The organism is Uliginosibacterium sp. 31-12 (assembly GCF_030548425.1).
GTDB lineage: Bacteria > Pseudomonadota > Gammaproteobacteria > Burkholderiales > Rhodocyclaceae > Uliginosibacterium > Uliginosibacterium aquaticum.
Window position 1 is genome coordinate 317,899 of record NZ_JAUOOA010000002.1, and the last position, 21,517, is coordinate 339,415.

Genomic DNA, 21,517 nt, shown 5'->3' on the forward strand with positions numbered 1-21,517 from the left:
GCGCCCTCCTTGGCGAACGGGTTTAGTTGCTGATCCAGGGCTTGCCCAGGGAGGCGGGCAAATTGAGCTGGAGAAGCTTGCGGTCACGTGAAATCAGCACCAGCACCACGATGGTCGCGACATAGGGCACCGCGGCGAGCAGTTGCGAGGGCAGCTCGACGCCCAGCCCTTGCGCGTGCAGTTGCAGGATGGTCATGCCGCCAAAGAGATAGGCACCCAGCATCAGACGGCCCGGCTTCCAGGTGGCGAACACGACCAGCGCCACGGCAATCCAGCCTCGTCCAGCCGTCATGTTCTGCACCCATAGCGGGGTGTAGACCGTGGACAGATAGGCGCCGCCGATGCCGGCCATGGCTCCGCCAAAACAGGTTGCGGCATAGCGGATGGCGGTCACCGGATAACCAATCGCATGTGCTGCCTCCGGGCTTTCGCCCACGGCGCGCAGGATCAGCCCCCAACGCGTGCGCGCCAGCATCCAGGCCAGCCAGGCGAAAGCCAACCAGGACAGATAGACCACCCAGCTCTGGCTGAAAAAGACCGGCCCGAGCAACGGGATCTCCGCCAGCCCAGGAATGATCAGTGGCTGCAGGCCCGGCAGGCTCTGACTGACGAAATACTGCCCGACGAAGGCCGACAGGCCGATGCCGAAGATGGTCAGGGCCAGCCCGGTAGCAGGCTGATTAGTACCCAGCGACAAAGTCAGGAAAGCAAACGGCAAGGCCGCCAGCGCTCCGGCCAGGGCACCGCACAACAGCCCGCCCGCCACACCCCAGTGCAGGCCGCCGGCAAAACCGGCCACCGCACCGATCAGCATCATGCCTTCGACCCCCAGATTGATCACCCCGCTCTTCTCGGTGACCAGTTCGCCCAGCCCGGCAAAGACCAGTGGCGTAGCAGCAGCGAGTGTGGTGGCGAGCACCGGAACCAGATATTCGATCATGCCGCCACCTCCTTGCGCCGGCGCAGGCGGAAATCCACGAAGGCATCCGCCCCTAGCAGGAAGAACAGCAACATGCCCTGAAACAACCAGCTGATGGCCGCCGGCAACTGCATCGAGACTTGCGCCGCCTCCCCCCCCAGATAGATCAGCGCCATCAGCAGGCCGGCCAGCACGATGCCCAGCGGGTGCAGGCGTCCGACCCAGGCCACGATGATCGCGGCGTAGCCATAGCCGGGCGAGAGCGACAAGGTGAGCTGGCCAACCGGCCCCGCGGCCTCGGCCGCTCCGGCGATGCCGGCGGCTGCGCCGGAAATCACCAGGCTGACCCACACCGTCCGGTTCGCGGAGAAACCCGCATAGCGTGCTGCGGCAGGCGCCTCACCGCCCACCGCGAGCTGGTAGGCCATGAAACTCTTGGCCACGAAAAGCCAGAACACGGGCACCAGCGCGGCGGTGATGTAGACCGAGGCATTGATGCGCAGGCCCTCGAAGATCGGCACGAACATGGCCGGCTCCGAGAACAGGATGGATTGCGGGAAATTGGTACCGCCCGGATCCCGCCAGGGGCCACTGACCAGCCAGGACAGCAGATAGGTAGCGACGTAAGCCAGCATCAGGGTGGTCAGGGTTTCCTGAGCCTGAAAGCGCGTACGCAGCCAGGCCGGAATCGCACCCCACAGACCTCCGCCAACCGCCCCTGCCAGCACCATGGCGGGCAGAATCCAGGCCCCCTCCATGCCGTCTGTGTAGATCGCCACGCCGCTGGCGCAGATCGCCCCGAGCAGGAGCTGGCCTTCGGCACCGATGTTGTAGATGCGGGCGCGAAAACCCAGCGCCAGCCCCTGGGCGATCAGGATCAGGGGAGAGGCCTTGAGCAGCAATTCGCTCCAGCCATTGGACGTCTCCAGCGGCTCGATGAAGAACACGTAGAAGGCCTGCAGTGGCGGTTTGCCCAGCAAGGCAAAGATGCCGGCGGCGACCAGTAGGGTCAGCAGAATAGCCAGCGGCGGGGCCAGCCAGCGCATGGTGCGGGACGGATTGGCACGAGGTTCGATAAGTTGCATTACTCAGGCAGCCTGTTGTTGGGTTCCGGCCATCAGCAGGCCGATTTTTTCCGCGTCCGTATCTTCCTTGGGGACCGGCAGCGAGAGGCGGCCAGCGGCCAGCACCGCAATCCGGTCGCAGATCTCGAAGAGTTCCTCCAGCTCCTCGGAGATCACCAGCACCGCCACGCCACTACGCGCAAGGTCCAGCAGGGTCTGGCGCAGGAAGGCCGCAGCCCCTACATCTACCCCCCAGGTCGGCTGGGCCACGATCATGACTTTCGGGGCCTGCATGATTTCGCGACCAACGATAAATTTCTGCAGGTTGCCACCCGAAAGGCTGCGCGCAGCCGCCTGTGGCCCTGCGCAGCGCACGTCAAAACGCTCGATGCAGCGCGCTGCCCACTGGCGCGCGCCGGCAAGATTGATCAGACCGTGGCGGCGCAGCTCGCGCTGGCGATGCGCCGTGAGGGTGAAATTCTGAGCCAGGCTCATGGCCGGCACCGCGCCACGCCCGAGGCGCTCCTCCGGCACGAAGGCCAGACCGCGATCACGACGCTCACCAGCGTGCAGATGGCCCACCGCCTGCCCGTCGATCAGCACACTACTTGCTGAACTCGGCACTTCACCCGACAAAGCCGCCAGCAACTCAGCCTGCCCGTTGCCGGAAATGCCGGCAATCCCCACTACCTCACCACGATCCACGCTCAGGTCGATCTCATGCAGCGAGGCGCCGAAGGGGTCGTCATTGACATAGCTGAGGCCGCGCAGTTCCAACACCGGAATCCGCTCGCCTTCATAGGGCGTGGCCGAGCACACCGGGAGCTCCCGGCCAATCATCATGCGTGCCAGCGAAGCGGTACTTTCCTGGCGCGGATCCGCCTCACCGGTCACCCGCCCACCCTGCATCACGGTGGCGCGCTCGCACAACTCCTGAATCTCGTGCAGTTTGTGGCTGATATAGAGGATCGAAACCCCCTCGCTGGACAGCTGGCGCAGGGTAGCAAACAGGCTGCGCACGGCCTGCGGCGTCAGCACTGAGGTCGGTTCGTCGAGAATCAGCAACTGCGGACTCTGCAACAGGCAACGAACAATCTCGACGCGCTGCCGCTCTCCCACGGACAGGCTATGCACCAGTCGCTCCGGTTCCAGCGGCAGGCCATACTTCGCCGATACTTCACGCACGCGGCTCGCCAAGGCACGCAGATCGAACTTGCCTTCCAGCGCCAGAGCGATGTTCTCCACCACGCTGAGGGTTTCGAAGAGCTGGAAGTGCTGGAATACCATACCGATGCCAAGCTGCCGCGCGGCAGCCGGATTGCCGATCTGAACCTGGCGGCCATTCCACAGGATCTCGCCCTGATCGGCCTGCACCGCACCATAGATGATCTTCATCAGGGTGCTCTTGCCGGCTCCGTTTTCGCCCAGCACGGCGTGAATTTCACCGGGCCGCACGAGCAGACTCACATCATCGTTGGCAAGCACGCCCGGATAGCGCTTGCTGATATGCAGCAGCTCAAGACGCGGCGCTGGGTCGGGGCGGAAGGAAGTCATGCGTGGCCTGCGGGCAGAAGAGGAAAAGCGGCGTGCAAAGTCTAGCAGCCCTGCCCCGCAGACAGCACAGCAATACGCCATCGAATGCTGATAAGCATCATAATCGCTGGCTGATTGACGCTACCTTGCGCCGAATCCATGCTGTGACCTCCCGCTCGCCTCTCAAATCAGGAGTTTTCCAATGCGCTTCCTGCCCCTCCTCGGCCGCTTGGCCGCCCTCGCCCTGACTGCCTGCACGCTCGCCGGCGCCGCACACGCCGAAGAACCACTCAAGGCTGGTTTCATATACATCGGCCCGACCGGTGACCATGGCTGGACCTACGCCCACGACGAAGGTCGCAAGGCGATGGAAGCCAAGTTCGCCGGCAAGGTAAAGACCACCTTCGTCGAGAACGTGCCGGAAACAGCCGACGCCGAACGCGTGATCCGCGATCTGGCCAGCAAGGGTCACAAGGTGATCTTCGCCACCTCCTTCGGCTACATGAACGCGATGGACAAGGTCGCGCGCCAGTTCCCGAAAACCGTGTTCATGCACGCCACCGGCTACAAGAGCGGCAAGAACCTCGGCATCTACGACGTGCGCACCTATGAAGGTGCTTACATGCTGGGCGTGGTGGCCGGAAAAATGAGCAAGTCCGGCAAGCTCGGCGTGGTCGGCTCGATCGCCATTCCGGAAGTGGTGCGCAACATCAATGCCTTCACCCTCGGCGCACGCAGCGTGAATCCGAAGGCCACCACTCGCGTCATTTGGGTTAACAGCTGGTTCGACCCGGGCAAGGAACGTGAAGCCGCCCTCGCCCTGATCTCGCAAGGCGCGGATGTGCTGATGCAGAACACCGACTCCCCGGCTGTGGTTCAGACCGCGCAGGAAAAGGGCGTGTTCGCCTTTGGCTGGGATTCGGATATGAGCAAGTTCGGCGGCAAGGCACAGTTGGCCGCCTCGGTCCTGAACTGGGAGGTGATCTACAGTCAGGAAGTGGACAAGGTACTCAAGGGCACCTGGAAGACCACCGATCTCTGGTATGGCGTGAAGGAAGGCGCCGTGACGATCGACAACTTCGGTCCGGCCGTACCGGCTGACGTGAAGAAGCTTGCCGAAGAGCGTCGCGATGCGCTCAAGGCCGGCAAGCTGCATCCCTTCACCGGCCCGCTGAAAGACAACGCAGGCAAGGAAATGGTTGCCGCTGGCCAGACCATGGCTGATGCGGACCTGCGCAAGATGAACGCCTACGTTGAAGGCGTTGAAGGCTCGATTCCGAAGTAAGTCCGTACCGTTTTAAAAACAATCGGGGCGCCCATGGGCGCCCCGATTGTTTTTACGCACCCCGCGGCAGGCTCAGAAGGCGATTCGCAACTGCCCGGCCAGCGTGGCCGGCGTCTTGGATGCGGAAGGAATGTAGATCAAGGCCGCTTCCAGATAAGGCATGCGCAACACCAGCTCGGGTAGGACCGCCAAGTGGATACCGTGCTCCACCCCACCAATCTGGATACCATCCTCATACCCCGAAACGCCGCCCAGCACCACGCCGGCATGCAGACGCATCCAGTCCGGCCCGAACAGACGCCACTGGTACTCGCGCCCGGCATACACCGAGTAGCGCCGGATGCTGTTGTAATACCCGCCAGCAGTCCAGCCACCCGGCGTGCGGAAACCTATCCCCTTGTTGTTTTCGTTGTACTCGTAGCTCGGGTCATCCACCATGTGCTTGGATTGGAAACCACTGGCAATAGCCCAGTCCAGCGGCTCCTTGGAGCGATTCAGATCCGAGAAGAAACCCAGGATTGCGTTGTCTTCGGCATGCAGACTGCCGGAGAAGGAAAGAGCGATCAAAACCGTTGCGACAAGCTTCAGTATGTTTTTCATGTCAGCCACCACTATCTTTATCTGGGCTGACCTGAACACCTCCATCGGTCAGCCTCCAGTACCGTGCAGCGCACGGTGCTTGCCCTGACAACAGAAACCAGTCGGGCGTGAGTAGGCTTACGGATCACGAAACTTTTTTTTTAGAAGCGTGTGCCCTAGTGAAAACTAGCTGCGGCAAGCAAAGGTAAATATTTCCTACATAAACTTTCGGCATAAGAGAAAACCCCTAAAAGCCGGAAGTCCCCCTGAAAAGCACAGCTATTCCACACACCTGCAAGGCAATCCACGCACGGACCTCAGGCTGAGTGGGCTACATGACGAAAAGCCAGTTTTTTGCAGGGGCCCTCGGATAGCACTAAAGTCGTAGCTGTATATCCGGCGCAAGCTGCCAGCCTGAAAATCCGGAGCCGACAAACTACCGACCTAGCGATACAACACACTCACCCGGCAAGGTGCTTACACGTGTCGACCGGGATCATCTGCACTCAAGGGTTTCACCCTGCCAAGATGGCGACGACAGCTCCTTCTTGGAGTACCGCCAAGCAGCCGCTTATCCCGGATCAAGGCAGCCCTGTTACAGGCGCGGTTTATTACAGGCCTCACGGCAGCCATAATGCACACCATGCCCCTGGCCGAAACCCGCCTTCCCCTCAGCAGCCTGCTTCGCCCCACTGCCCCCGCTCCGGGGCTACGGCTGCTTGATCAACTCGGCCGCCCCTTGCGCGACTTGCGCATCTCGGTGACGGATCGCTGCAACTTCCGCTGCACCTACTGCATGCCGCGCGACAAGTTCGGCCGCGAGCACGCCTTCCTCGCTCACGACGACATCCTGCGCTACGAGGAAATCGCCCGGCTGGCCCGCATCTTCAGGGGGCTGGGCGTCGAGAAAATCCGCCTCACCGGCGGCGAGCCGCTGATGCGCAAGCACCTGGATCGTCTGGTCGAAATGCTCGCTGAAATCCCCGGGCTGGATCTCACCTTGACCACCAACGGCGCGCTCCTCGCTCGCCACGCCGGCGCACTCAAGGCAGCCGGGCTGCGGCGCGTCACCGTGAGTCTGGATGCGCTGGACGATGCTGTGTTCCGTCACATGAGTGACGCCGAATGCAGCGTCAGCGAAGTGCTGACCGGTATCGATGCGGCCGCCGCAGCCGGTCTGGGGCCTCTGAAGGTGAACATGGTGGTGCGACGCGGCGTGAATGATCACCAGATCCTGCCGATGGCACGCCACTTCCACGGCAGCGGCCACACCCTGCGCTTCATCGAATACATGGATGTAGGCGCCAGCAACGGCTGGCGCATGGACGACGTGCTGCCGGCGCGCGAGATCCTCGCCCGCATCGGTGCCGAATTCCCGCTTGAGGCGATCGACCGCGACTACCCCGGCGAGGTCGCTGAGCGCTGGCGCTACGCTGACGGCGGCGGCGAGATCGGCGTGATTGCGTCCGTCACCCAGGCCTTCTGCCACGATTGCACGCGTCTGCGCCTGTCGCCCGAAGGCAAGCTGTTCACCTGCCTGTTCGCCAGCACCGGTCACGATCTGCGCGCGCTGATGCGCGAAGAGCGCAGTGACATGGAGTTGGCCGCCTGGATCGGTGCGGTATGGCAGGCGCGCGGTGATCGCTACTCAGAATTGCGCGGCCAAGCTGGTGTACGCGCCCAGAAAATCGAAATGAGCTACATCGGCGGATGAAACCCGCACAGCCACTCACTGGCGTGATTCTGGCCGGCGGCGCGGCACGGCGCATGGGCGGACAGGACAAGGGCCTCGTCGACTTCCGTGGCCGCCCGCTGGTGGCGTGGGTCATCGAAGCGCTGGCCCCGCAAGTCGATGAACTCATCATCGTCGCCAATCGCAATCTGGACTGCTATCGCGCCTTTGGCCACCGCGTGGTCAGCGATCTGCGCCCGGACTTCGCCGGCCCGCTGGCCGGCTTCGAAGCCGCCCTCAGCGCTGCGCGCCATGACTGGGTACTCACCTGCCCGGTCGATACGCCCCTGCTGCCGCCGGACTATGCCCGTCTGCTCTGCCCCACCCGCCCGCAGTGCGCCGCCGTGGGCTGCCTCGACAGCCATTGGGAGCCGCTCTTCAGCCTGCTGCCCAAAGCAGCCCTGCCTGGCCTTAGCTCGATGCTGGATGCCGGAGAGCGCACCGCCCGGCGCTGGCTGGCCAGTCTTAATCCTGTCCTGATCGCGCTCGACGCTCAGGCAGCCAGCCTGCGGGATGCAGACGATGCCGTTGCGCTGCGCGCGCTGGCCGGCACGCTGCCGCCCCTCACCCGGCAGTCATAAGGCCTCTGAACGGCAGCCTCCATGCTGCAGACATGCTAGATTCGGTGCCACGCCCACCCGGAGCCTGCCATGCTGCCCCTCCTGCACCGCCTCGCCCGCCCTGCACTCACTCCTTTGCTGGCCCTCGGCATACTGCTGACCTGCGCACCGGGCTTCGCTGCCGACACACCGGCCAGCGCCACCCTGTCGATCATGAACCGCGAGGTCGTTCAGTTTCGCGCCCCTTTGCTCGGCGCCAGCCCGCAACAGCGCGTCGCCCGCAGCGAGCAAGCCTTGAAGGAAGCCGTCGCGCGTGGAGGAAAACTCGAACTTTCCGTCCAGCCGACGCCGGCCGGCAACAGCATCCTGCTCGACAAGCTCCTGCTGTTCACCCTGCAACCCGATGACGTCGACAAGCTCAGCGGCGAAACCCTCGAAACCCTCACTACCGAAACACTGCGCCGCCTCGAGCAGATCCGCGAAGAAAACCGCGAGAGCCGCAACCTAGAACTCCTCCTGCGCGGCCTCGCCTGGGTGCTGGGTGAAACCGCGATCTACGCACTGATCCTGTGGTTCTTGCTGCGCTCGCGGCGCTGGGTAAGCACTCGTCTGATGCGCGCGGCAGCGCGCCAGAGCGAACATCTGAAAATTATCCCGGGCGAACTGCTGCAACCCCGCAGGCTGCTTGATCTGCTGGGCAAGGCACTGGCGGTTCCGTACTGGGGCGCCATCGCACTGCTCGCCTACACCTGGCTCAGCACCGTGCTGGCGCAGTTTCCCTACACCCGCGCCTGGGGCGAGCGCCTCAGCGATTTCCTCATTGGCATCGTGATTACGCTGAGCCAGGGCATTCTGCGCGCGATACCAGACCTCGTGATCGCGGCCTGCATGTTCCTGATCGCTCACGCAGTGGTACGCATCCTGCGCCCCTTCTTCGATCGCATCGCGGCAGGCAGTGACAGCTACAGCTGGCTGGATGCCGAAACCGTACGCCCCACGAGAAACATCGTCACCGGCATCATCTGGATCTTTGCGCTGGTGATGGCCTACCCCTACCTGCCGGGCTCCAACTCGGAAGCCTTCAAGGGCGTATCGGTATTGCTGGGCCTGATGATTTCGCTGGGCGCTTCCAGCGTGGTCGGGCAAGCGGCCAGCGGCCTGATCCTGATGTACACCCGCACCCTAAGGCGTGGCGAATATGTACGCATCGGCGAGCACGAGGGCACCATCGTCGAGATGGGCATCTTCAACACCCGCCTGCGCACCGGGCGCGGCTCCGAAATCACCCTGCCGAATTCATTGATCGTCGGTCACTCCACGACCAACTATTCACGCACGGTCAAGGGCACCGGCTTCGTCATCGACACCGCCGTCACCATCGGTTACGACACGCCCTGGCGTCAGGTGGAAGCCATGCTCATCGAAGCGGCCACACGCACCAACGGCATCCTCACCGAACCGCGTCCGGCGGTTTTCCAGACGGCCTTGTCAGACTTCTATCCGGAATACACGCTGGTCTGCCAGGCCGTTCCCAGCGCGCCGCGCCCTCGCGCCGAAGTGCTCAGCGAACTACATGCCAACATTCAGGATGTGTTCAACGAATACGGCGTACAGATCATGTCGCCGCATTATCTGGGCGATCCGGCCAGCGACAAGCTCGTGCCACCCGCCCGCTGGTACGCAGCGCCGGCCCGCCAGCCCGAAGCCTGATCGATGATCAGCGCCGCGGCAGCCAGCGCGCCGCGCACAGGGCCATGGCCAGGCAGCTCAGGCCAATGCCAAGGAAGACTGGCGGCAGGCCGAAGCGGTCGGCCGCCAGCCCTATGCCGATGGTGCCGAGCGGGCCGGGCAGGATGGTCGCGAAGCGCATCGAAGTCACCATCCGGCCAAGCAGCGCATCGGGCGTCACCGCCAGGCGCAGGCTCAGGTAATTCACTACATACAGCGTGCTGCCGGCATTGAACACGAACAGCGCGATGCCGGCCGCCAGCGCCGTGGCCGGCCAGTCCGCTTGCGGCAGCACGTACAGCAGATAGCCCACTGCCGCCAGCGCCACGCCCGCCACCAGCGCGTTGCGCATGCCGAAACGCCGCTCCACGAAATGCGCCAACGGCGCCCCGGCCAGTCCCCCCAGCGCGCCCAGCGTATTGATCACGCCGATGCCACCTTCGCCCAAGCCCAGATTGCGCGCAGCGTGCAGCACATACAGCGCCTTGAAGGCGTCCGACAGCAGGATCCACACCGCCACCACACCGACCAGGCCGCGCAGCATCGGCGTGCGCCACACCAGCCACAAGCCTTCGCGGATCTGAGCAATGACGGAAGCTCCGCGATGCGGCTGTGGCACCTCATTCAGGCGAATGCTGGCGATCAACGCCCCCGCGATCACGAAGCTCGCTGCATCCACGCTCACCGCCAGCGGCGCCCCCACTGCCGCGATCAGCAGCGCGGCCAAGGCCGGGCCGCACACCTGCGCCAGCGAACTCGCAGCCGACAGCTTGCTGTTGGCAATCACCAGGCGCTCACGCCCGACCAGCAGAGTCACCAGTACCTGAGTGGCCGAGCCCCCGATGGCCTCGGTCGTCGACACCACGAAGCCCACCGCATACAGCACGCCCATGGAGAGGAAGCCCGCCTCGTAGCCCAGCGGCACCAGCGCCAGCCCGGCAGCCGCCACGAAATTGAACAGCACCGCCAGGCGCTGCTTGCGGCTGCGGTCAATCCACACCCCAGCCGGCAGGCCGATGGTGATGAAGGGCAGCAATTCACACGCGGCCAGAATCCCCATTTCGGTGGCACTCGCATCGAGCAGGCTCACCGCCGTCAGCGGCAGCGCCATCAGGGATACGGCGGTACCGAGCGCGGACAGCGTGCTGGCAATGAACAGGCGCAGAAAACCGGCATCGCGCCACAGCGAATCGGCAGGGAGGGAACGAAGCATGGAACTCTGGATGCGCTGCAACATGGGGCCGCGAGTGTGCGGGCCGCCCCACCCCGGGGTCAAGCCAGCCGGGCGGACCTGCGCGGTGCCTGCGCCGGATTTCACAGATCGGGGCCGGGATGTTCTAATCCCTGTTTGCACCTGCTTCATCCGGTTTTCTAGATCATGAACATCCAGACCTACATGCAGACCCTCGGCCGCGAGGCCCGTGCCGCCTCGCGCCTGATGGCCGCCGCCTCGACCGAAGCCAAGAACACCGCCCTCGCCGCCATCGCCGCAAAGATCCGCGCCCGCGCCGATGAGCTCCTCGCCGCCAATGCGCGCGACCTCGAACAGGCTCGCGCCGACGGCCTCGAGCCGGCCATGATCGACCGCCTCACGCTCACCGCCAAAGGCATCGAATCGATGGCGCAGGGTCTTGAGCAGATCGCCGCCCTGCCTGATCCGATCGGTGAAATCACCAACGTGAAACGTCGCCCGTCCGGCATCCAGGTCGGCCACATGCGCGTACCGCTGGGCGTGATCGGCATCATCTACGAAGCGCGGCCGAACGTGACGGCCGACGCCGCAGGCCTGTGCCTCAAGAGCGGCAATGCCGCCATCCTGCGTGGCGGCAAAGAGGCGCTGCATTGCAATCAGGCCATCGCCGCCTGCGTGCGCGAAGGCCTCGAGGAAGCCGGCCTGCCGGCGACCGGCGTACAAGTGGTGGAGACCACCGATCGCGCCGCCGTGGGCGAGCTGATCACCATGCCCGAATTCGTCGACGTGATCGTGCCGCGCGGTGGCAAGGGCCTGATCGAACGCATCAGCCGCGACGCACGCGTGCCGGTGATCAAGCATCTGGACGGAAACTGCCACGTCTATCTGGATGACGCAGCCGACGCCACCAAGGCCCTGCCGATTGTCGAGAACAGCAAGACCCAGCGCTACGGCACCTGTAACACCGCCGAATCGCTGCTGGTGGCGCGCTCGCGCGCCGCCGAGCTGCTGCCGGCCGTGGGCACCATGCTCGCCGCCAAGGGTGTCGAGATGCGCGCCTGCGCCGAATCGCTGAGCATCCTGCGCAGTGCCAGCATCGCCGGAGCCAAGCTGGTCGAAGCGCAGGAATCGGACTGGAGCGAGGAATACCTTGCCCCCATCATCGCCGTGAAGGTCGTCACTGGCCTTGATGAAGCCATCGCCCACATCAATCGCTACAGCTCACAGCACACCGACTCGATCGTCAGCGAAAACTACACGGCCGCCATGCGCTTCCTGCGCGAGGTGGATTCTGCCTCGGTCATGATCAATGCCTCGACGCGTTTCGCCGATGGCTTTGAATACGGCCTCGGCGCCGAAATCGGCATTTCCACCGATAAGATCCACGCCCGCGGCCCGGTCGGCCTCGAAGGCCTCACCTCGCAGAAATGGATCGTGTTCGGCAACGGCGAAGTCCGCAAATGATCTGGCGGGCGGCACTCATCTCGCTCCTGCTCGCCTGCTCGTTGCAGGCGGGAGCAGTCGAGATCGGCGGCGCCCACTTCGATGAACGGGCACTTCTTGGCGGCAGCGAACTGCAGCTCAATGGCGCCGGCCTGCGCACCAAGTTCATGCTCAAGGTTTACGCGGTAGGGCTCTACCTGCCAAACAAAGCCGCCACCCCGGCAGGGGTCTTTGCCAGCCGAGGCCCCCGCCGCATCCAGATCATCACCCTGCGCGAGCTGACTGCTGAGCAATTATCCGAAGCTCTGCTGGACTTCATGCGCCGCAACCAGAGTGATCTCGAATTGCAAAAGGTTCAGAGCCGTATCGACAGCCTGCAGCAAACCATGCTGGGCATCGGCAAAGTCCCCTCCAAAACCACTATCCGTCTCGATTACATTTCTGGCCAGGGCACGCGCGTGCTGGTGGGTGGTGAGCAAAAAGGAAACGATATTCCCGGTGAAGATTTCAATCAGGCTTTGCTGAAAATCTGGCTCGGCGAACACGTACCTCAAATCTCCGTACGTGAGGCGCTGCTCGGGCAGCCCCAGTGAAATGAATCCGCTGAACGCCATTGCCCGGATTCCGGGTTGCGTGCTCGGGCTACGTCAGACAGCGGACGGCACGATCGAGGAAATCGTGTTCATGCCGCCGGAAACACCCCTCGAGATCATCACAAATCCGGTCGCAGAATCCTTCTGTCTGCAATTGGAGCAATACCGCCAGAACCCGGCTCAGCTTTTCAATCTGCCGCTACTCGCGCGCGGCACGATTTTTCAGCAGCGCGTATGGCACAGCATCCGCACTATTCCTGCAGGCCAAACTCTCAATTACGGAGACATTGCGGACCGCCTCGGATCCGCACCACGCGCGATTGGCCAGGCTTGTGGTGCCAACCCCTTTCCGCTTGTGACCCCCTGTCACCGCGTACTCGGAAAATCCAGCATGGGTGGATTTTCTCATGCCACAGGCGGCTGGTTGCTCGATACCAAACGCTGGTTATTGCAGCATGAGGGCGCGCTGTAAATGACCAGCACCAATCACCCGGAGATTGACGCCTTCATTGATGATCTCTGGCTGCAGGACGGACTCGCCAAAAACACCCTCGAATCCTATCGCAGCGATATGAAGCTTTTTGCCCAATGGCTGCAACGGCACTCGCAGAGGGAACTCATTGATGCGCAGAGCAGCGACCTAGCCGCTTATTTCAGCGAAATTTCTGCACGCAGCAAACCTGCCACTCAGCGCCGGATCTTGTCCGTTCTGCGCCGTTTCTATCGCCTGCAATTGCAAAATCAGCGCATCGCCCGCGACCCCAGCCTCGATATCGGCACGCCCGCCGCCGCCGAACGCTTCCCGAAAACACTCAGCGAAACCCAGGTCGAAGCCCTGCTTGCCGCGCCGGAAATAGCCTCGCCTTTCGGCCTGCGTGACCGCGCCATGATCGAGACGCTTTACGCCAGCGGCCTGCGCGTTTCCGAGCTGGTAAATCTGAAGCTGTTTGAAATGGATTTACAGCAAGGCCTGGTCCGCATTACCGGCAAGGGCGCTAAGGAACGCCTGGTACCACTGGGCGAATGGGCCCTCGAATGGGTAAAGCGCTATCTCACCGAAGCGCGTCCGATGCTGCTGAAAACCCCTTGCGACGATGTTTTCCTGACCCGTTTTGGCAGTGCCATGAGCCGCCAGATGTTCTGGAACACCATCAAACAGCACGCCTTGAATGCCGCGATCGACACCCGCCTGATTTCTCCCCACACCCTGCGCCATGCCTTTGCTACCCATCTCCTCAATCATGGAGCCGACCTGCGCGTAGTTCAGCTATTACTGGGCCATGCCGATATTTCAACCACTCAGATTTACACCCACGTCGCGCGCGAGCGTCTGAAAAAGCTGCATTCCGAACATCATCCACGCGCCTGAAAATCACCCGGACTTCCGGGTGATTGCCCGGCTGAAAATAAGTTCAAACTGTAAACATATAAAAATGGATTTGCGCGAATAGAATTAATAGTGGCAAAATCTGCCGCATCCACAGGCAAGCAGCTTTTATTTTCGCTCTGCACATGCCTGTATTCAGAAGGCGCCCCGGCGCCAAAAATTCCAGGCCTTACCGCGACAAAGGACATCGATATGCTGCTGACCAAATCCCAGCTCAACAAAGCCACTGACAAAGACCTCAGCCAGGCTGCCGAAGCCATCAAGGCCGAAATCACCAAGCGCGCCAGCAACTCCAAAGAAAAGGCCATGAAAGAGCTGAAGGCTGTTGCCGCCAAGCACGGCATTTCGCTGGACGCCCTGCTCGGCGGCAAGCCGGCCAAGGCTGGCGCTGCCCCCAAGGCACCGCGCGCCAAGAAGGCCGGTAAGGTCCGCGCCAAGGTTGCCGCCAAATACGCCAATCCGGCCGATGCTTCGCAAACCTGGACCGGCCGTGGCCGCAAGCCGCTGTGGGTGGCCGATGCCCTCGCAGCGGGTCAAAGCCTCGAATCGCTGACCATCAAGGCCTGATTCCCCAAGGCTGAAAAAAAGGCGACCTGCCCGGGTCGCCTTTTTTGTTTCTGCCTGATCAATTGCTCAACTCCGCGGCACACCCAGCGGACCTAATCCCCCTCCGCGCGGCGGTTCATCGCCATTTCGACCGCGTTCGATATATACCCCTACCCGACGCACATTTTTCATGACGCCCGGCTTGGAAATCGAAACGCGAACCCACGGCGCATTGAACTCTTCGAACATCAGCGCCACAACAAACTCACCCAGCGTTTCAAGCAGATTGAACTGACGCTCGGCCAGCACGGCGCGAATTCTCTCCACGACCTGATCGTAACCAATGGTATCCGCGATATCATCGCGCAGCGCTGCCGCATCCGGCACGCCGAAGGTCATGTTGATTTCCAGCGGCTGCGAAGCTGAACGCTCGCGCGGGAAAATCCCGACATTGGCATCCACCAGCATGCCTTCGATGAAAATAAAATCCATGTCCGAATATCCGGCCGCAAGGCCCTGAAGAAAATGCTGCTGATTCTACTCTCGCTACTCGCCGCCTACCTGATTGGCTCCATCCCCTTTGCCGTTGTCGTCAGCAAACTGATGGGGCTGGACGACCCCCGCAGTTTCGGTTCGGGCAATCCCGGCGCCACCAATGTACTGCGCAGCGGCAACAAGAAGGCCGCGCTCTTCACCCTGATCGGCGATGCTGCCAAAGGCGGTCTGGTTGTCTGGGCCGCACGTTGCTTCGGCCCGACACTTGGCCTGGATATATCCAGTATCGTTCTGATCGCCGTCGCCGTCTTTCTCGGCCACGTATTCTCGATCTTCCTGCGCGGCAAGGGTGGCAAGGGTGTTGCGACCGCTGCCGGCGTGCTGCTGGGCATTGACCTGCTGCTGGGCGGTGCGGTACTTCTGGCCTGGATTGCCACCGCCGCCATTTCCCGCTACTCCTCGCTGGCTGCCGTCGTAGCGGCCATCGTCGCACCGGTGCTAACGCGCGCCATCACCGGCTCGGAAGAATGGACGGTCGGCGTAATGGCCATGGTTGTCGTACTTCTGTGGCGCCACAAGGCGAACATTGCCCGCCTGATCAAGGGCGAAGAAAGCAAGATCGGTAGCAAGAAAAAAGACGCGGCTAACTGATTTCGGCCAGTGGCCAGCGCGGGCGCACCGCAAACGCGCCCCCCGTTGCCGCAGCAGCCTTGCCGGTCTCGATGCGCATGGCACAGGCAAACGCAATCATCGCGCCATTGTCCGAGCAGTACTCCAATTCAGGGAAAAACACCTTACCGCCGCGCTTGCCGATTTCCCGCCGCAGGCGCTCACGCAGGCGCGCATTGGCCCCCACGCCGCCGGCCACCACCAGTTGCGCCAGGCCAGTCTGAGCGAGTGCAGCGCGCGCCTTGACACATAACACCTCCACCACCGCCTCCTGAAACTCGGCCGCCAGATCCGGGATCCGTTCCGGCGTGAAATCAGGCTTCTGGGTTGCCGTCAGCACCGCCGTCTTGAGTCCGCTGAAACTGAACATCAAATCACCTGAGTTTTTCATCGGGCGCGGCAACTTGAACTTGCCTGCCTCGCCCTGCCCGGCGAGTTTCGACAGAATCGGCCCGCCCGGGTAGGGCAAGCCCAGTAGTTTGGCCGTCTTGTCAAAGGCTTCACCGGCCGCGTCATCCACACTCTCGCCCAGCAAAGCGTAATCGCCGACTCCGCCCACGCGCATGAGCTGGGTATGCCCGCCCGACACCAGCAAAGCCACAAAAGGAAACATCGGCGGCTCGCTCGACAGCATCGGCGAAAGTAGATGCCCTTCCAGGTGATGAATCGGGATCGCCGGAATATCAAGCGCCAGCGCCAGCGACTCCGCCACACTGGCGCCCACGAGCAAAGCCCCTGCTAGGCCGGGCCCGGTCGTGTAGCCGATGGCGTCCAGCTCGCTCAACTCGCGCCCTGCCACCACCATCGTCTCGCGGATCAGCGGCACAATGCGCCGCACATGGTCACGCGAAGCCAGTTCCGGCACCACGCCGCCATAAGCCGCATGCATGTCGATCTGCGAAAAGACCCGGTGCGCCAGCAGGCCACGGCCGGTTTCAACCAGGCCGATACCGGTTTCGTCGCAGGAAGTTTCAATACCGAGAACGAGTTGAGGCTTCATCATGACGCCGATTTTATCGCATCGCCGTCCCCACCTCCGAACAAGGGGCTTGGAATTTTGCAAACTTGCAGATAGACTGGCGAGCTCTTCACATAGTCTGTCCAGCAAGGAACACAGAATGCCTGGTGTACGCGTCAAGGAAAACGAACCGTTTGAAGTCGCCATCCGCCGCTTCAAGCGCACCATCGAAAAGGCTGGCACGCTGACTGAACTGCGTGCTCGCGAGTCTTACGAAAAGCCCACGACTGAGCGCAAGCGCAAGAAGGCTGCGGCTGTCAAGCGTCTGCACAAGCGTCTGCGCAGCCAGACCCTGCCGCCGAAGCTCTACTGATCGGCATGCGTGCCGCTGCGGCACGCTCCAGCACGTCTGCATGAAGCAAAACCCGGAGCCCGCAAGGGTGGCCGGGTTTTTGTCTTGCCACCCAAGAATTCAGCGGAGTTTGAGATGAGCCTCAAGGAACGTATCTCGGAAGACATGAAGGGCGCCATGCGTGCCAAGGAAACAGCCAAGCTGGGTGCCATCCGCCTGCTCATGGCAGCCATGAAGCAGAAGGAAGTCGACGAGCGCATCACGCTGGACGACACCGCAATCATTGCGATCGCCGACAAGCTCATCAAGCAGCGCCGCGATTCGGTCGCCCAGTACGAAGCCGCCAAGCGCGAAGATCTGGCCGAAATCGAGCGCGCAGAAATCGCCGTCCTCGCCGCCTACATGCCTGCAGCCCTTTCTGACGCTGAAATAGATGCGGCCGTTGCAGCCGCGATCAGCCAGACCGGCGCAAGCGGCCCGGCCGACATGGGCAAGCTGATGGGCGTCCTCAAGCCGCAACTAGCCGGCCGCGCCGACATGACCGCCGTCTCGGCCAAGGTCAAGGCCGCACTGGCAAAATGACTCCCCGGGCGAAGCGAAACTTCGCCCACCCTCACCCCAAAGCCTGAGCACCGCGAGTGATCCCCGAGTCTTTCATTCAGGATGTATTGGCCCGCACCGACATCGTCGGCCTGATCGAGCGCTACGTGCCGCTCAAGAAGGGGGGCGCCAATTACATGGCTTGCTGTCCCTTCCACAACGAGAAGAGCCCCTCCTTCTCGGTCAGCCCGACCAAGCAGTTCTACCACTGCTTCGGCTGCGGCGCCCACGGCACGGCAGTCGGCTTCCTGATGGAATACTGCGGCATGTCCTTTCGCGATGCGATCAAGGACCTAGCCCAGCAATGTGGCCTGCAAGTCCCCGAGGAGGATGCTCCGCAACAGGATCGCGCCCAACTCAGCAGCCTGCTCGAAGCCACCACCCGCGCGGCGCGTTATTTTCGCGAACAACTGCGGCACGCTCCGCAAGCCATCGAATACCTCAAGCAACGCGGCCTCACCGGCGAAATCGCCAAGACCTTCGGCATCGGCTATGCGCCGGACGACTGGAACGGTCTGCGCGCCGCTTTCGGCAGCGATTACGACAGCCCCGCCCTGCTCGAAGCCGGCCTGGTAATCCAGAACGACGCCGGGCGCCGCTACGACCGTTTCCGTGACCGGGTGATGTTCCCCATCCTCGATCAGCGCGGCAACATCATCGGTTTTGGCGGTCGCGTACTCGGCCAGGGCGAGCCGAAATACCTCAACTCCCCTGAAACTCCGCTATTCGAGAAAGGGCGCGAACTCTACGGCCTCTTTCAGGCACGCCAGGCCATTCGCGAGAGCGGCGTAGTCGTGGTCACCGAAGGCTACATGGATGTCGTGGCGCTGGCGCAGTACGGCTTCGGCGCCGCCGTCGCGACCCTCGGCACAGCCACCACAGCCACCCACATCCAGAAACTGTTTCGCCAGTCCGAGAAGGTCGTGTTCTGCTTCGACGGCGACAAAGCCGGTCGCAAGGCTGCGCGCCGCGCGCTTGAGAACAGCCTCGACCAACTCGCCGACGACCGAGAAGTCCGCTTCCTGTTCCTGCCCACCGAACACGACCCCGACAGCTTCATCCGCGCCGAAGGCCTCGAAGCCTTCCACCGTGCCGTGCATGACGCGATGCCGCTCTCCGAATTCCTGCTACGCGAACTTCGCGGCGACCTGAACCTGGAAATCCCGGAAGAGCGCGCCAAGCTTGTCCACGAGGCCAAGGCGCTGATCCCGAAGATTTCAGCCCCCATTCTGCAACTGCAAACCATCCGCCTGCTAGCGGACGACGCCGGCATGAGCAGCGAGGAAGTCTCCCACGCCCTCGGCATCAAACCACCCCCACGCAACAAAGCCGCTGCACGCCCACGCGCCGGGCGCAGTGCGCCAATAGGCCCCCAACGCCAACTGCTACGCCTGCTCTCGCAAACCCCCGAGCTGCTCGACCGCCTGCCTGGCGATCTACCCGAATTGCTCGGAGACAGCGCCGAATGCGCCCTGATCCAGCTTTTCCGCGACGCACACGATCACGACCACTTCGGCCCGACTACCATTGCAGCCCTCTTCCAGAGCAGCCAGAACGACGCCCAACGCGCACTCTTGCGTGAACTGCTCAACGCTCCGGAAGAGGACACTCCACCTGCACGCGAAGATGCCACGCACAACTCCAGCAAAGCGGCGCAATCCGAACTGGACGGCCACATCGCCAACCTGCGTATCGCCATGATCGATCATGAATTCAACAGCCTGCGCCAGCGTTTGGCCGAAGGAGAAACTCTCGAAACGGCCGAAATGCGTCGTTACGCAGAGCTTCCCACGCTAAAACAGCAGCTTAGATCTGGACAGAAGACCTCCTGATCGCCTAGAATTTACGGTTCTTCAGAATTAACCTGCCTTGCACCGAGGACCCTGATGGCCAAGGAAAAAGCAACACCTACGAGCAAAGATCTCCCTAAAGCCAAAGCAGCCCGGGGCAAGGAAAAAAGCAAGAGCCTGCCGATCGACATTGCGCCTTCTGACAACACCGTAGACGCCGAAGTCCGCCGCACCCGCCTGAAAAACCTCATTGCCTTAGGCAAAGAGCGCGGCTATCTGACCTATGCCGAGATCAACGACCACCTGCCGGACGACCTTGTCGACGCCGAGCAGATCGAGTCGATCATCTCCACCTTCAACGACATGGGCATTCGCGTATTCGACGAAGCCCCTGCCGCAGAAGACCTGCTGCTGACCGATGGCGTGGCGCCGGCCTCCGTTGACGAAGCCGCCGAAGAAGAAGCCGAACAGGCGCTCTCCTCGGTCGACTCCGAATTCGGCCGCACTACCGACCCGGTGCGCATGTACATGCGCGAAATGGGCACCGTCGAGCTGCTCACCCGTGAAGGTGAAATCGAGATCGCCAAGCGCATTGAGGAAGGCCTCAAGCACATGGTGATCGCCATCTCGGCCTGCCCCTCGACCATGGCCGACATCCTCGGCATGGCCGACAAGGTCGCCAAGGACGAAATGCGCATCGACGAACTGGTCGATGGGCTGGTTGATCCGAACGCCACTGAAGCCGCGGCCGAAGCTCAGGAAGTCGAAGAAGACGAACTCGCTGAAGAAGAAGCCGACGACGAGGACGACGAAGACGCCGGCAACGCCGCCGCCAGCGCCTCCCTGCTGCAGCTCAAGACCGAAGCACTGGTGCGCTTCGAGACCATCCGCGGGCTCGTCGAGAAGATGATGCCAGTGCTGATCAAGAAGGGTCCGCACGAAAAGACCGTCATCAAGCTCCACGAGCAGATCAGCGCGGAGTTGATGAATATCCGCTTCACCGCACGCCAGATCGAAAATCTGTGCGACGGCGTGCGTCACATGGTGGAAAACGTGCGCAAGCACGAACGCAAGATCCTCGACCTGTGCGTCGAGCGTTCAGGCATGAGCCGCCAGCACTTCATCAAGGTCTTCCCGGGCAACGAAACCAATCTCGACTGGCTCAAGAGTGAGATCAGCTCCGGTGCGCCCTACGCCACCACGCTGATGCGCATGCAGCCGGCGATTCTGGAAGAGCAGCAGAAGCTGATCGATCTGCAGGATCACATCCAGATCCCGCTCAAGGACCTGAAGGAAATCAACAAACAGATGAGCACCGGCGAGGCCAAGATGCGCCGCGCCAAGCGCGAGATGACCGAAGCCAACCTGCGCCTCGTGATCTCCATCGCCAAGAAGTACACCAACCGCGGTCTGCAATTCCTCGATCTGATTCAGGAAGGCAACATCGGCCTGATGAAGGCGGTGGACAAGTTCGAATACCGCCGCGGCTACAAGTTCTCGACCTACGCTACCTGGTGGATCCGTCAGGCCATCACGCGTTCGATCGCCGATCAGGCCCGCACTATCCGTATCCCGGTGCACATGATCGAAACGATCAACAAGATGAACCGCATCTCGCGTCAGATCCTGCAGGAAACCGGTGCCGAGCCGGATCCCGCCACGCTGGCGATCAAGATGGAAATGCCGGAAGACAAGATCCGCAAGATCATGAAGATCGCGAAGGAACCGATCTCCATGGAAACGCCGATCGGTGACGACGACGACTCCCACCTGGGCGACTTCATCGAAGACACCGCCACCTTGGCTCCGGCCGAGGCTGCGCTGTACTCCTCGCTGAAGGACACCACCAAGGAAATCCTCGACTCGCTCACCCCGCGCGAAGCCAAGGTGCTGCGCATGCGCTTCGGCATCGAGATGAACACGGACCACACGCTGGAAGAAGTCGGCAAGCAATTCGACGTCACCCGCGAGCGCATCCGCCAGATCGAAGCCAAGGCCTTGCGCAAGCTGCGTCACCCGAGCCGCTCCGAGAAGCTGCGCAGCTTCCTCGACGGCGAAGGCTGATCCGGACACCCGTTTCACTGCTGCACGG

At 62.4% G+C, this 21,517-nt stretch carries 22 protein-coding genes; 14 read left to right on the top strand and 8 right to left on the bottom strand.

The genetic code is table 11. The features are described from left to right. Nucleotides 1-22 precede the first annotated feature (22 nt). Genes Q3Y64_RS06650 through Q3Y64_RS06660 form a run of 3 tightly spaced genes read right to left on the bottom strand, consistent with a single transcriptional unit; the run spans nucleotide 23 to nucleotide 3,537 of the window. On the bottom strand, nucleotides 23-940 hold the full coding sequence (locus Q3Y64_RS06650; RefSeq protein WP_101941474.1) for an ABC transporter permease: 918 nt from the start codon (nucleotides 938-940) through the stop codon (nucleotides 23-25). Beyond that, nucleotides 937-2,004, bottom strand: coding sequence for an ABC transporter permease (locus tag Q3Y64_RS06655; protein WP_101941475.1), 1,068 nt, complete (start codon nucleotides 2,002-2,004; stop codon nucleotides 937-939). The genes Q3Y64_RS06650 and Q3Y64_RS06655 overlap by 4 nt, the downstream gene beginning before the upstream one ends. A gap of 3 nt (nucleotides 2,005-2,007) precedes the next feature. Beyond that, nucleotides 2,008-3,537 (bottom strand): ABC transporter ATP-binding protein, encoded by a 1,530-nt coding sequence (locus Q3Y64_RS06660; RefSeq protein WP_303560547.1) that lies wholly within the window; start codon nucleotides 3,535-3,537, stop codon nucleotides 2,008-2,010. A 181-nt stretch (nucleotides 3,538-3,718) separates the two neighbouring features. Between Q3Y64_RS06660 and Q3Y64_RS06665 the strand changes: the two genes are divergently transcribed. Continuing rightward, nucleotides 3,719-4,801: a BMP family ABC transporter substrate-binding protein gene (locus Q3Y64_RS06665; protein ID WP_101941477.1), complete on the top strand. Its 1,083-nt coding sequence runs from the start codon at nucleotides 3,719-3,721 to the stop codon at nucleotides 4,799-4,801. Between the two features lie 72 nt (nucleotides 4,802-4,873). Here the strand turns inward: Q3Y64_RS06665 and Q3Y64_RS06670 are convergent, their stop codons facing one another. Then, nucleotides 4,874-5,401 carry a hypothetical protein gene (locus tag Q3Y64_RS06670; protein WP_143707361.1) on the bottom strand — a complete coding sequence of 176 codons (528 nt, stop codon included), beginning with the start codon at nucleotides 5,399-5,401 and terminating at the stop codon, nucleotides 4,874-4,876. 622 nt (nucleotides 5,402-6,023) lie between these two features. Here Q3Y64_RS06670 and moaA point away from each other — a divergent pair. The 3 genes from moaA to Q3Y64_RS06685 all read left to right on the top strand — a co-directional run bounded on the left by moaA (nucleotide 6,024) and on the right by Q3Y64_RS06685 (nucleotide 9,382). Then, nucleotides 6,024-7,094, top strand: coding sequence for a GTP 3',8-cyclase MoaA (gene moaA, locus Q3Y64_RS06675; RefSeq protein ID WP_303560612.1), 1,071 nt, complete (start codon nucleotides 6,024-6,026; stop codon nucleotides 7,092-7,094). After that, complete coding sequence (gene mobA, locus Q3Y64_RS06680) at nucleotides 7,091-7,693, top strand: molybdenum cofactor guanylyltransferase MobA (RefSeq protein WP_303560549.1); 603 nt, start codon at nucleotides 7,091-7,093, stop codon at nucleotides 7,691-7,693. The genes moaA and mobA overlap by 4 nt, the downstream gene beginning before the upstream one ends. A gap of 69 nt (nucleotides 7,694-7,762) precedes the next feature. Further along, complete coding sequence (locus Q3Y64_RS06685; RefSeq protein ID WP_303560550.1) at nucleotides 7,763-9,382, top strand: mechanosensitive ion channel family protein; 1,620 nt, start codon at nucleotides 7,763-7,765, stop codon at nucleotides 9,380-9,382. A gap of 7 nt (nucleotides 9,383-9,389) precedes the next feature. Here Q3Y64_RS06685 and Q3Y64_RS06690 read toward each other — a convergent pair whose 3' ends face one another. Next, complete coding sequence (locus Q3Y64_RS06690) at nucleotides 9,390-10,613, bottom strand: MFS transporter (RefSeq protein WP_303560551.1); 1,224 nt, start codon at nucleotides 10,611-10,613, stop codon at nucleotides 9,390-9,392. Nucleotides 10,614-10,778: 165 nt separating this feature from the next. Between Q3Y64_RS06690 and Q3Y64_RS06695 the strand changes: the two genes are divergently transcribed. From Q3Y64_RS06695 to xerD, 4 genes are read left to right on the top strand one after another with little or no spacing between them, the layout of a single operon-like run. Further along, entirely contained in the window at nucleotides 10,779-12,056 is a 1,278-nt protein-coding gene (locus Q3Y64_RS06695; protein WP_303560552.1) for a glutamate-5-semialdehyde dehydrogenase, read from the top strand. After that, nucleotides 12,053-12,628 carry a chalcone isomerase family protein gene (locus Q3Y64_RS06700; RefSeq protein WP_303560553.1) on the top strand — a complete coding sequence of 192 codons (576 nt, stop codon included), beginning with the start codon at nucleotides 12,053-12,055 and terminating at the stop codon, nucleotides 12,626-12,628. Before Q3Y64_RS06695 ends, Q3Y64_RS06700 begins: the two co-directional genes overlap by 4 nt. 1 nt (nucleotide 12,629) lies before the next feature. After that, complete coding sequence (locus Q3Y64_RS06705; protein WP_303560554.1) at nucleotides 12,630-13,100, top strand: methylated-DNA--[protein]-cysteine S-methyltransferase; 471 nt, start codon at nucleotides 12,630-12,632, stop codon at nucleotides 13,098-13,100. Further along, the gene (gene xerD / locus Q3Y64_RS06710; RefSeq protein WP_303560555.1) at nucleotides 13,101-13,997 is read left to right on the top strand and encodes a site-specific tyrosine recombinase XerD; all 897 of its coding nucleotides are present in this window, start codon (nucleotides 13,101-13,103) and stop codon (nucleotides 13,995-13,997) included. Here xerD and Q3Y64_RS06715 read toward each other — a convergent pair. After that, on the bottom strand, nucleotides 13,982-14,203 hold the full coding sequence (locus Q3Y64_RS06715; RefSeq protein ID WP_303560556.1) for a hypothetical protein: 222 nt from the start codon (nucleotides 14,201-14,203) through the stop codon (nucleotides 13,982-13,984). The genes xerD and Q3Y64_RS06715 overlap by 16 nt on opposite strands. 4 nt (nucleotides 14,204-14,207) lie before the next feature. On the opposite strand from Q3Y64_RS06715, the gene Q3Y64_RS06720 reads away from it, so the two are divergent. After that, on the top strand, nucleotides 14,208-14,582 hold the full coding sequence (locus Q3Y64_RS06720) for an H-NS family nucleoid-associated regulatory protein (protein WP_101941487.1): 375 nt from the start codon (nucleotides 14,208-14,210) through the stop codon (nucleotides 14,580-14,582). A 66-nt stretch (nucleotides 14,583-14,648) separates the two neighbouring features. Here the strand turns inward: Q3Y64_RS06720 and Q3Y64_RS06725 are convergent, their stop codons facing one another. Next, nucleotides 14,649-15,053 (bottom strand): dihydroneopterin aldolase, encoded by a 405-nt coding sequence (locus tag Q3Y64_RS06725; RefSeq protein WP_101941488.1) that lies wholly within the window; start codon nucleotides 15,051-15,053, stop codon nucleotides 14,649-14,651. Between the two features lie 36 nt (nucleotides 15,054-15,089). Between Q3Y64_RS06725 and plsY the strand changes: the two genes are divergently transcribed. Then, on the top strand, nucleotides 15,090-15,707 hold the full coding sequence (plsY, locus tag Q3Y64_RS06730; protein WP_216821687.1) for a glycerol-3-phosphate 1-O-acyltransferase PlsY: 618 nt from the start codon (nucleotides 15,090-15,092) through the stop codon (nucleotides 15,705-15,707). Here the strand turns inward: plsY and tsaD are convergent. Further along, on the bottom strand, nucleotides 15,700-16,728 hold the full coding sequence (gene tsaD / locus Q3Y64_RS06735) for a tRNA (adenosine(37)-N6)-threonylcarbamoyltransferase complex transferase subunit TsaD (RefSeq protein ID WP_303560557.1): 1,029 nt from the start codon (nucleotides 16,726-16,728) through the stop codon (nucleotides 15,700-15,702). The two genes, plsY and tsaD, sit on opposite strands and share 8 nt — an antisense overlap. A gap of 115 nt (nucleotides 16,729-16,843) precedes the next feature. Here tsaD and rpsU point away from each other — a divergent pair, with 115 nt between their 5' ends. From rpsU to rpoD, 4 genes are all read left to right on the top strand, one after another. Beyond that, on the top strand, nucleotides 16,844-17,056 hold the full coding sequence (gene rpsU, locus Q3Y64_RS06740; RefSeq protein WP_018607882.1) for a 30S ribosomal protein S21: 213 nt from the start codon (nucleotides 16,844-16,846) through the stop codon (nucleotides 17,054-17,056). A gap of 114 nt (nucleotides 17,057-17,170) precedes the next feature. Next, nucleotides 17,171-17,617, top strand: coding sequence for a GatB/YqeY domain-containing protein (locus Q3Y64_RS06745; RefSeq protein ID WP_101941490.1), 447 nt, complete (start codon nucleotides 17,171-17,173; stop codon nucleotides 17,615-17,617). 56 nt (nucleotides 17,618-17,673) lie between these two features. Next, nucleotides 17,674-19,467 carry a DNA primase gene (gene dnaG / locus Q3Y64_RS06750; RefSeq protein WP_303560558.1) on the top strand — a complete coding sequence of 598 codons (1,794 nt, stop codon included), beginning with the start codon at nucleotides 17,674-17,676 and terminating at the stop codon, nucleotides 19,465-19,467. Between the two features lie 54 nt (nucleotides 19,468-19,521). Further along, complete coding sequence (gene rpoD, locus Q3Y64_RS06755) at nucleotides 19,522-21,489, top strand: RNA polymerase sigma factor RpoD (RefSeq protein ID WP_303560559.1); 1,968 nt, start codon at nucleotides 19,522-19,524, stop codon at nucleotides 21,487-21,489. Nucleotides 21,490-21,517 lie beyond the last annotated feature (28 nt).

Bases quoted from the DNA above. Each gene is read 5' to 3' on its own strand.
- Q3Y64_RS06685 (WP_303560550.1), top strand. From the start codon at position 7,763: ATGCTGCCCCTCCTGCACCGCCTCGCCCGCCCTGCACTCACTCCTTTG.
- Q3Y64_RS06695 (WP_303560552.1), top strand. From the start codon at position 10,779: ATGAACATCCAGACCTACATGCAGACCCTCGGCCGCGAGGCCCGTGCC.
- mobA (WP_303560549.1), top strand. From the start codon at position 7,091: ATGAAACCCGCACAGCCACTCACTGGCGTGATTCTGGCCGGCGGCGCG.
- tsaD (WP_303560557.1), bottom strand. From the start codon at position 16,728: ATGATGAAGCCTCAACTCGTTCTCGGTATTGAAACTTCCTGCGACGAA.
- xerD (WP_303560555.1), top strand. From the start codon at position 13,101: ATGACCAGCACCAATCACCCGGAGATTGACGCCTTCATTGATGATCTC.
- rpoD (WP_303560559.1), top strand. From the start codon at position 19,522: ATGGCCAAGGAAAAAGCAACACCTACGAGCAAAGATCTCCCTAAAGCC.
- Q3Y64_RS06745 (WP_101941490.1), top strand. From the start codon at position 17,171: ATGAGCCTCAAGGAACGTATCTCGGAAGACATGAAGGGCGCCATGCGT.
- Q3Y64_RS06660 (WP_303560547.1), bottom strand. From the start codon at position 3,537: ATGACTTCCTTCCGCCCCGACCCAGCGCCGCGTCTTGAGCTGCTGCAT.
- moaA (WP_303560612.1), top strand. From the start codon at position 6,024: ATGCCCCTGGCCGAAACCCGCCTTCCCCTCAGCAGCCTGCTTCGCCCC.
- Q3Y64_RS06655 (WP_101941475.1), bottom strand. From the start codon at position 2,004: ATGCAACTTATCGAACCTCGTGCCAATCCGTCCCGCACCATGCGCTGG.
- Q3Y64_RS06690 (WP_303560551.1), bottom strand. From the start codon at position 10,613: ATGCTTCGTTCCCTCCCTGCCGATTCGCTGTGGCGCGATGCCGGTTTT.
- Q3Y64_RS06725 (WP_101941488.1), bottom strand. From the start codon at position 15,053: ATGGATTTTATTTTCATCGAAGGCATGCTGGTGGATGCCAATGTCGGG.
- Q3Y64_RS06715 (WP_303560556.1), bottom strand. From the start codon at position 14,203: ATGTCCTTTGTCGCGGTAAGGCCTGGAATTTTTGGCGCCGGGGCGCCT.
- Q3Y64_RS06700 (WP_303560553.1), top strand. From the start codon at position 12,053: ATGATCTGGCGGGCGGCACTCATCTCGCTCCTGCTCGCCTGCTCGTTG.
- Q3Y64_RS06665 (WP_101941477.1), top strand. From the start codon at position 3,719: ATGCGCTTCCTGCCCCTCCTCGGCCGCTTGGCCGCCCTCGCCCTGACT.
- Q3Y64_RS06705 (WP_303560554.1), top strand. From the start codon at position 12,630: ATGAATCCGCTGAACGCCATTGCCCGGATTCCGGGTTGCGTGCTCGGG.
- Q3Y64_RS06720 (WP_101941487.1), top strand. From the start codon at position 14,208: ATGCTGCTGACCAAATCCCAGCTCAACAAAGCCACTGACAAAGACCTC.
- Q3Y64_RS06670 (WP_143707361.1), bottom strand. From the start codon at position 5,401: ATGAAAAACATACTGAAGCTTGTCGCAACGGTTTTGATCGCTCTTTCC.
- Q3Y64_RS06650 (WP_101941474.1), bottom strand. From the start codon at position 940: ATGATCGAATATCTGGTTCCGGTGCTCGCCACCACACTCGCTGCTGCT.
- rpsU (WP_018607882.1), top strand. From the start codon at position 16,844: ATGCCTGGTGTACGCGTCAAGGAAAACGAACCGTTTGAAGTCGCCATC.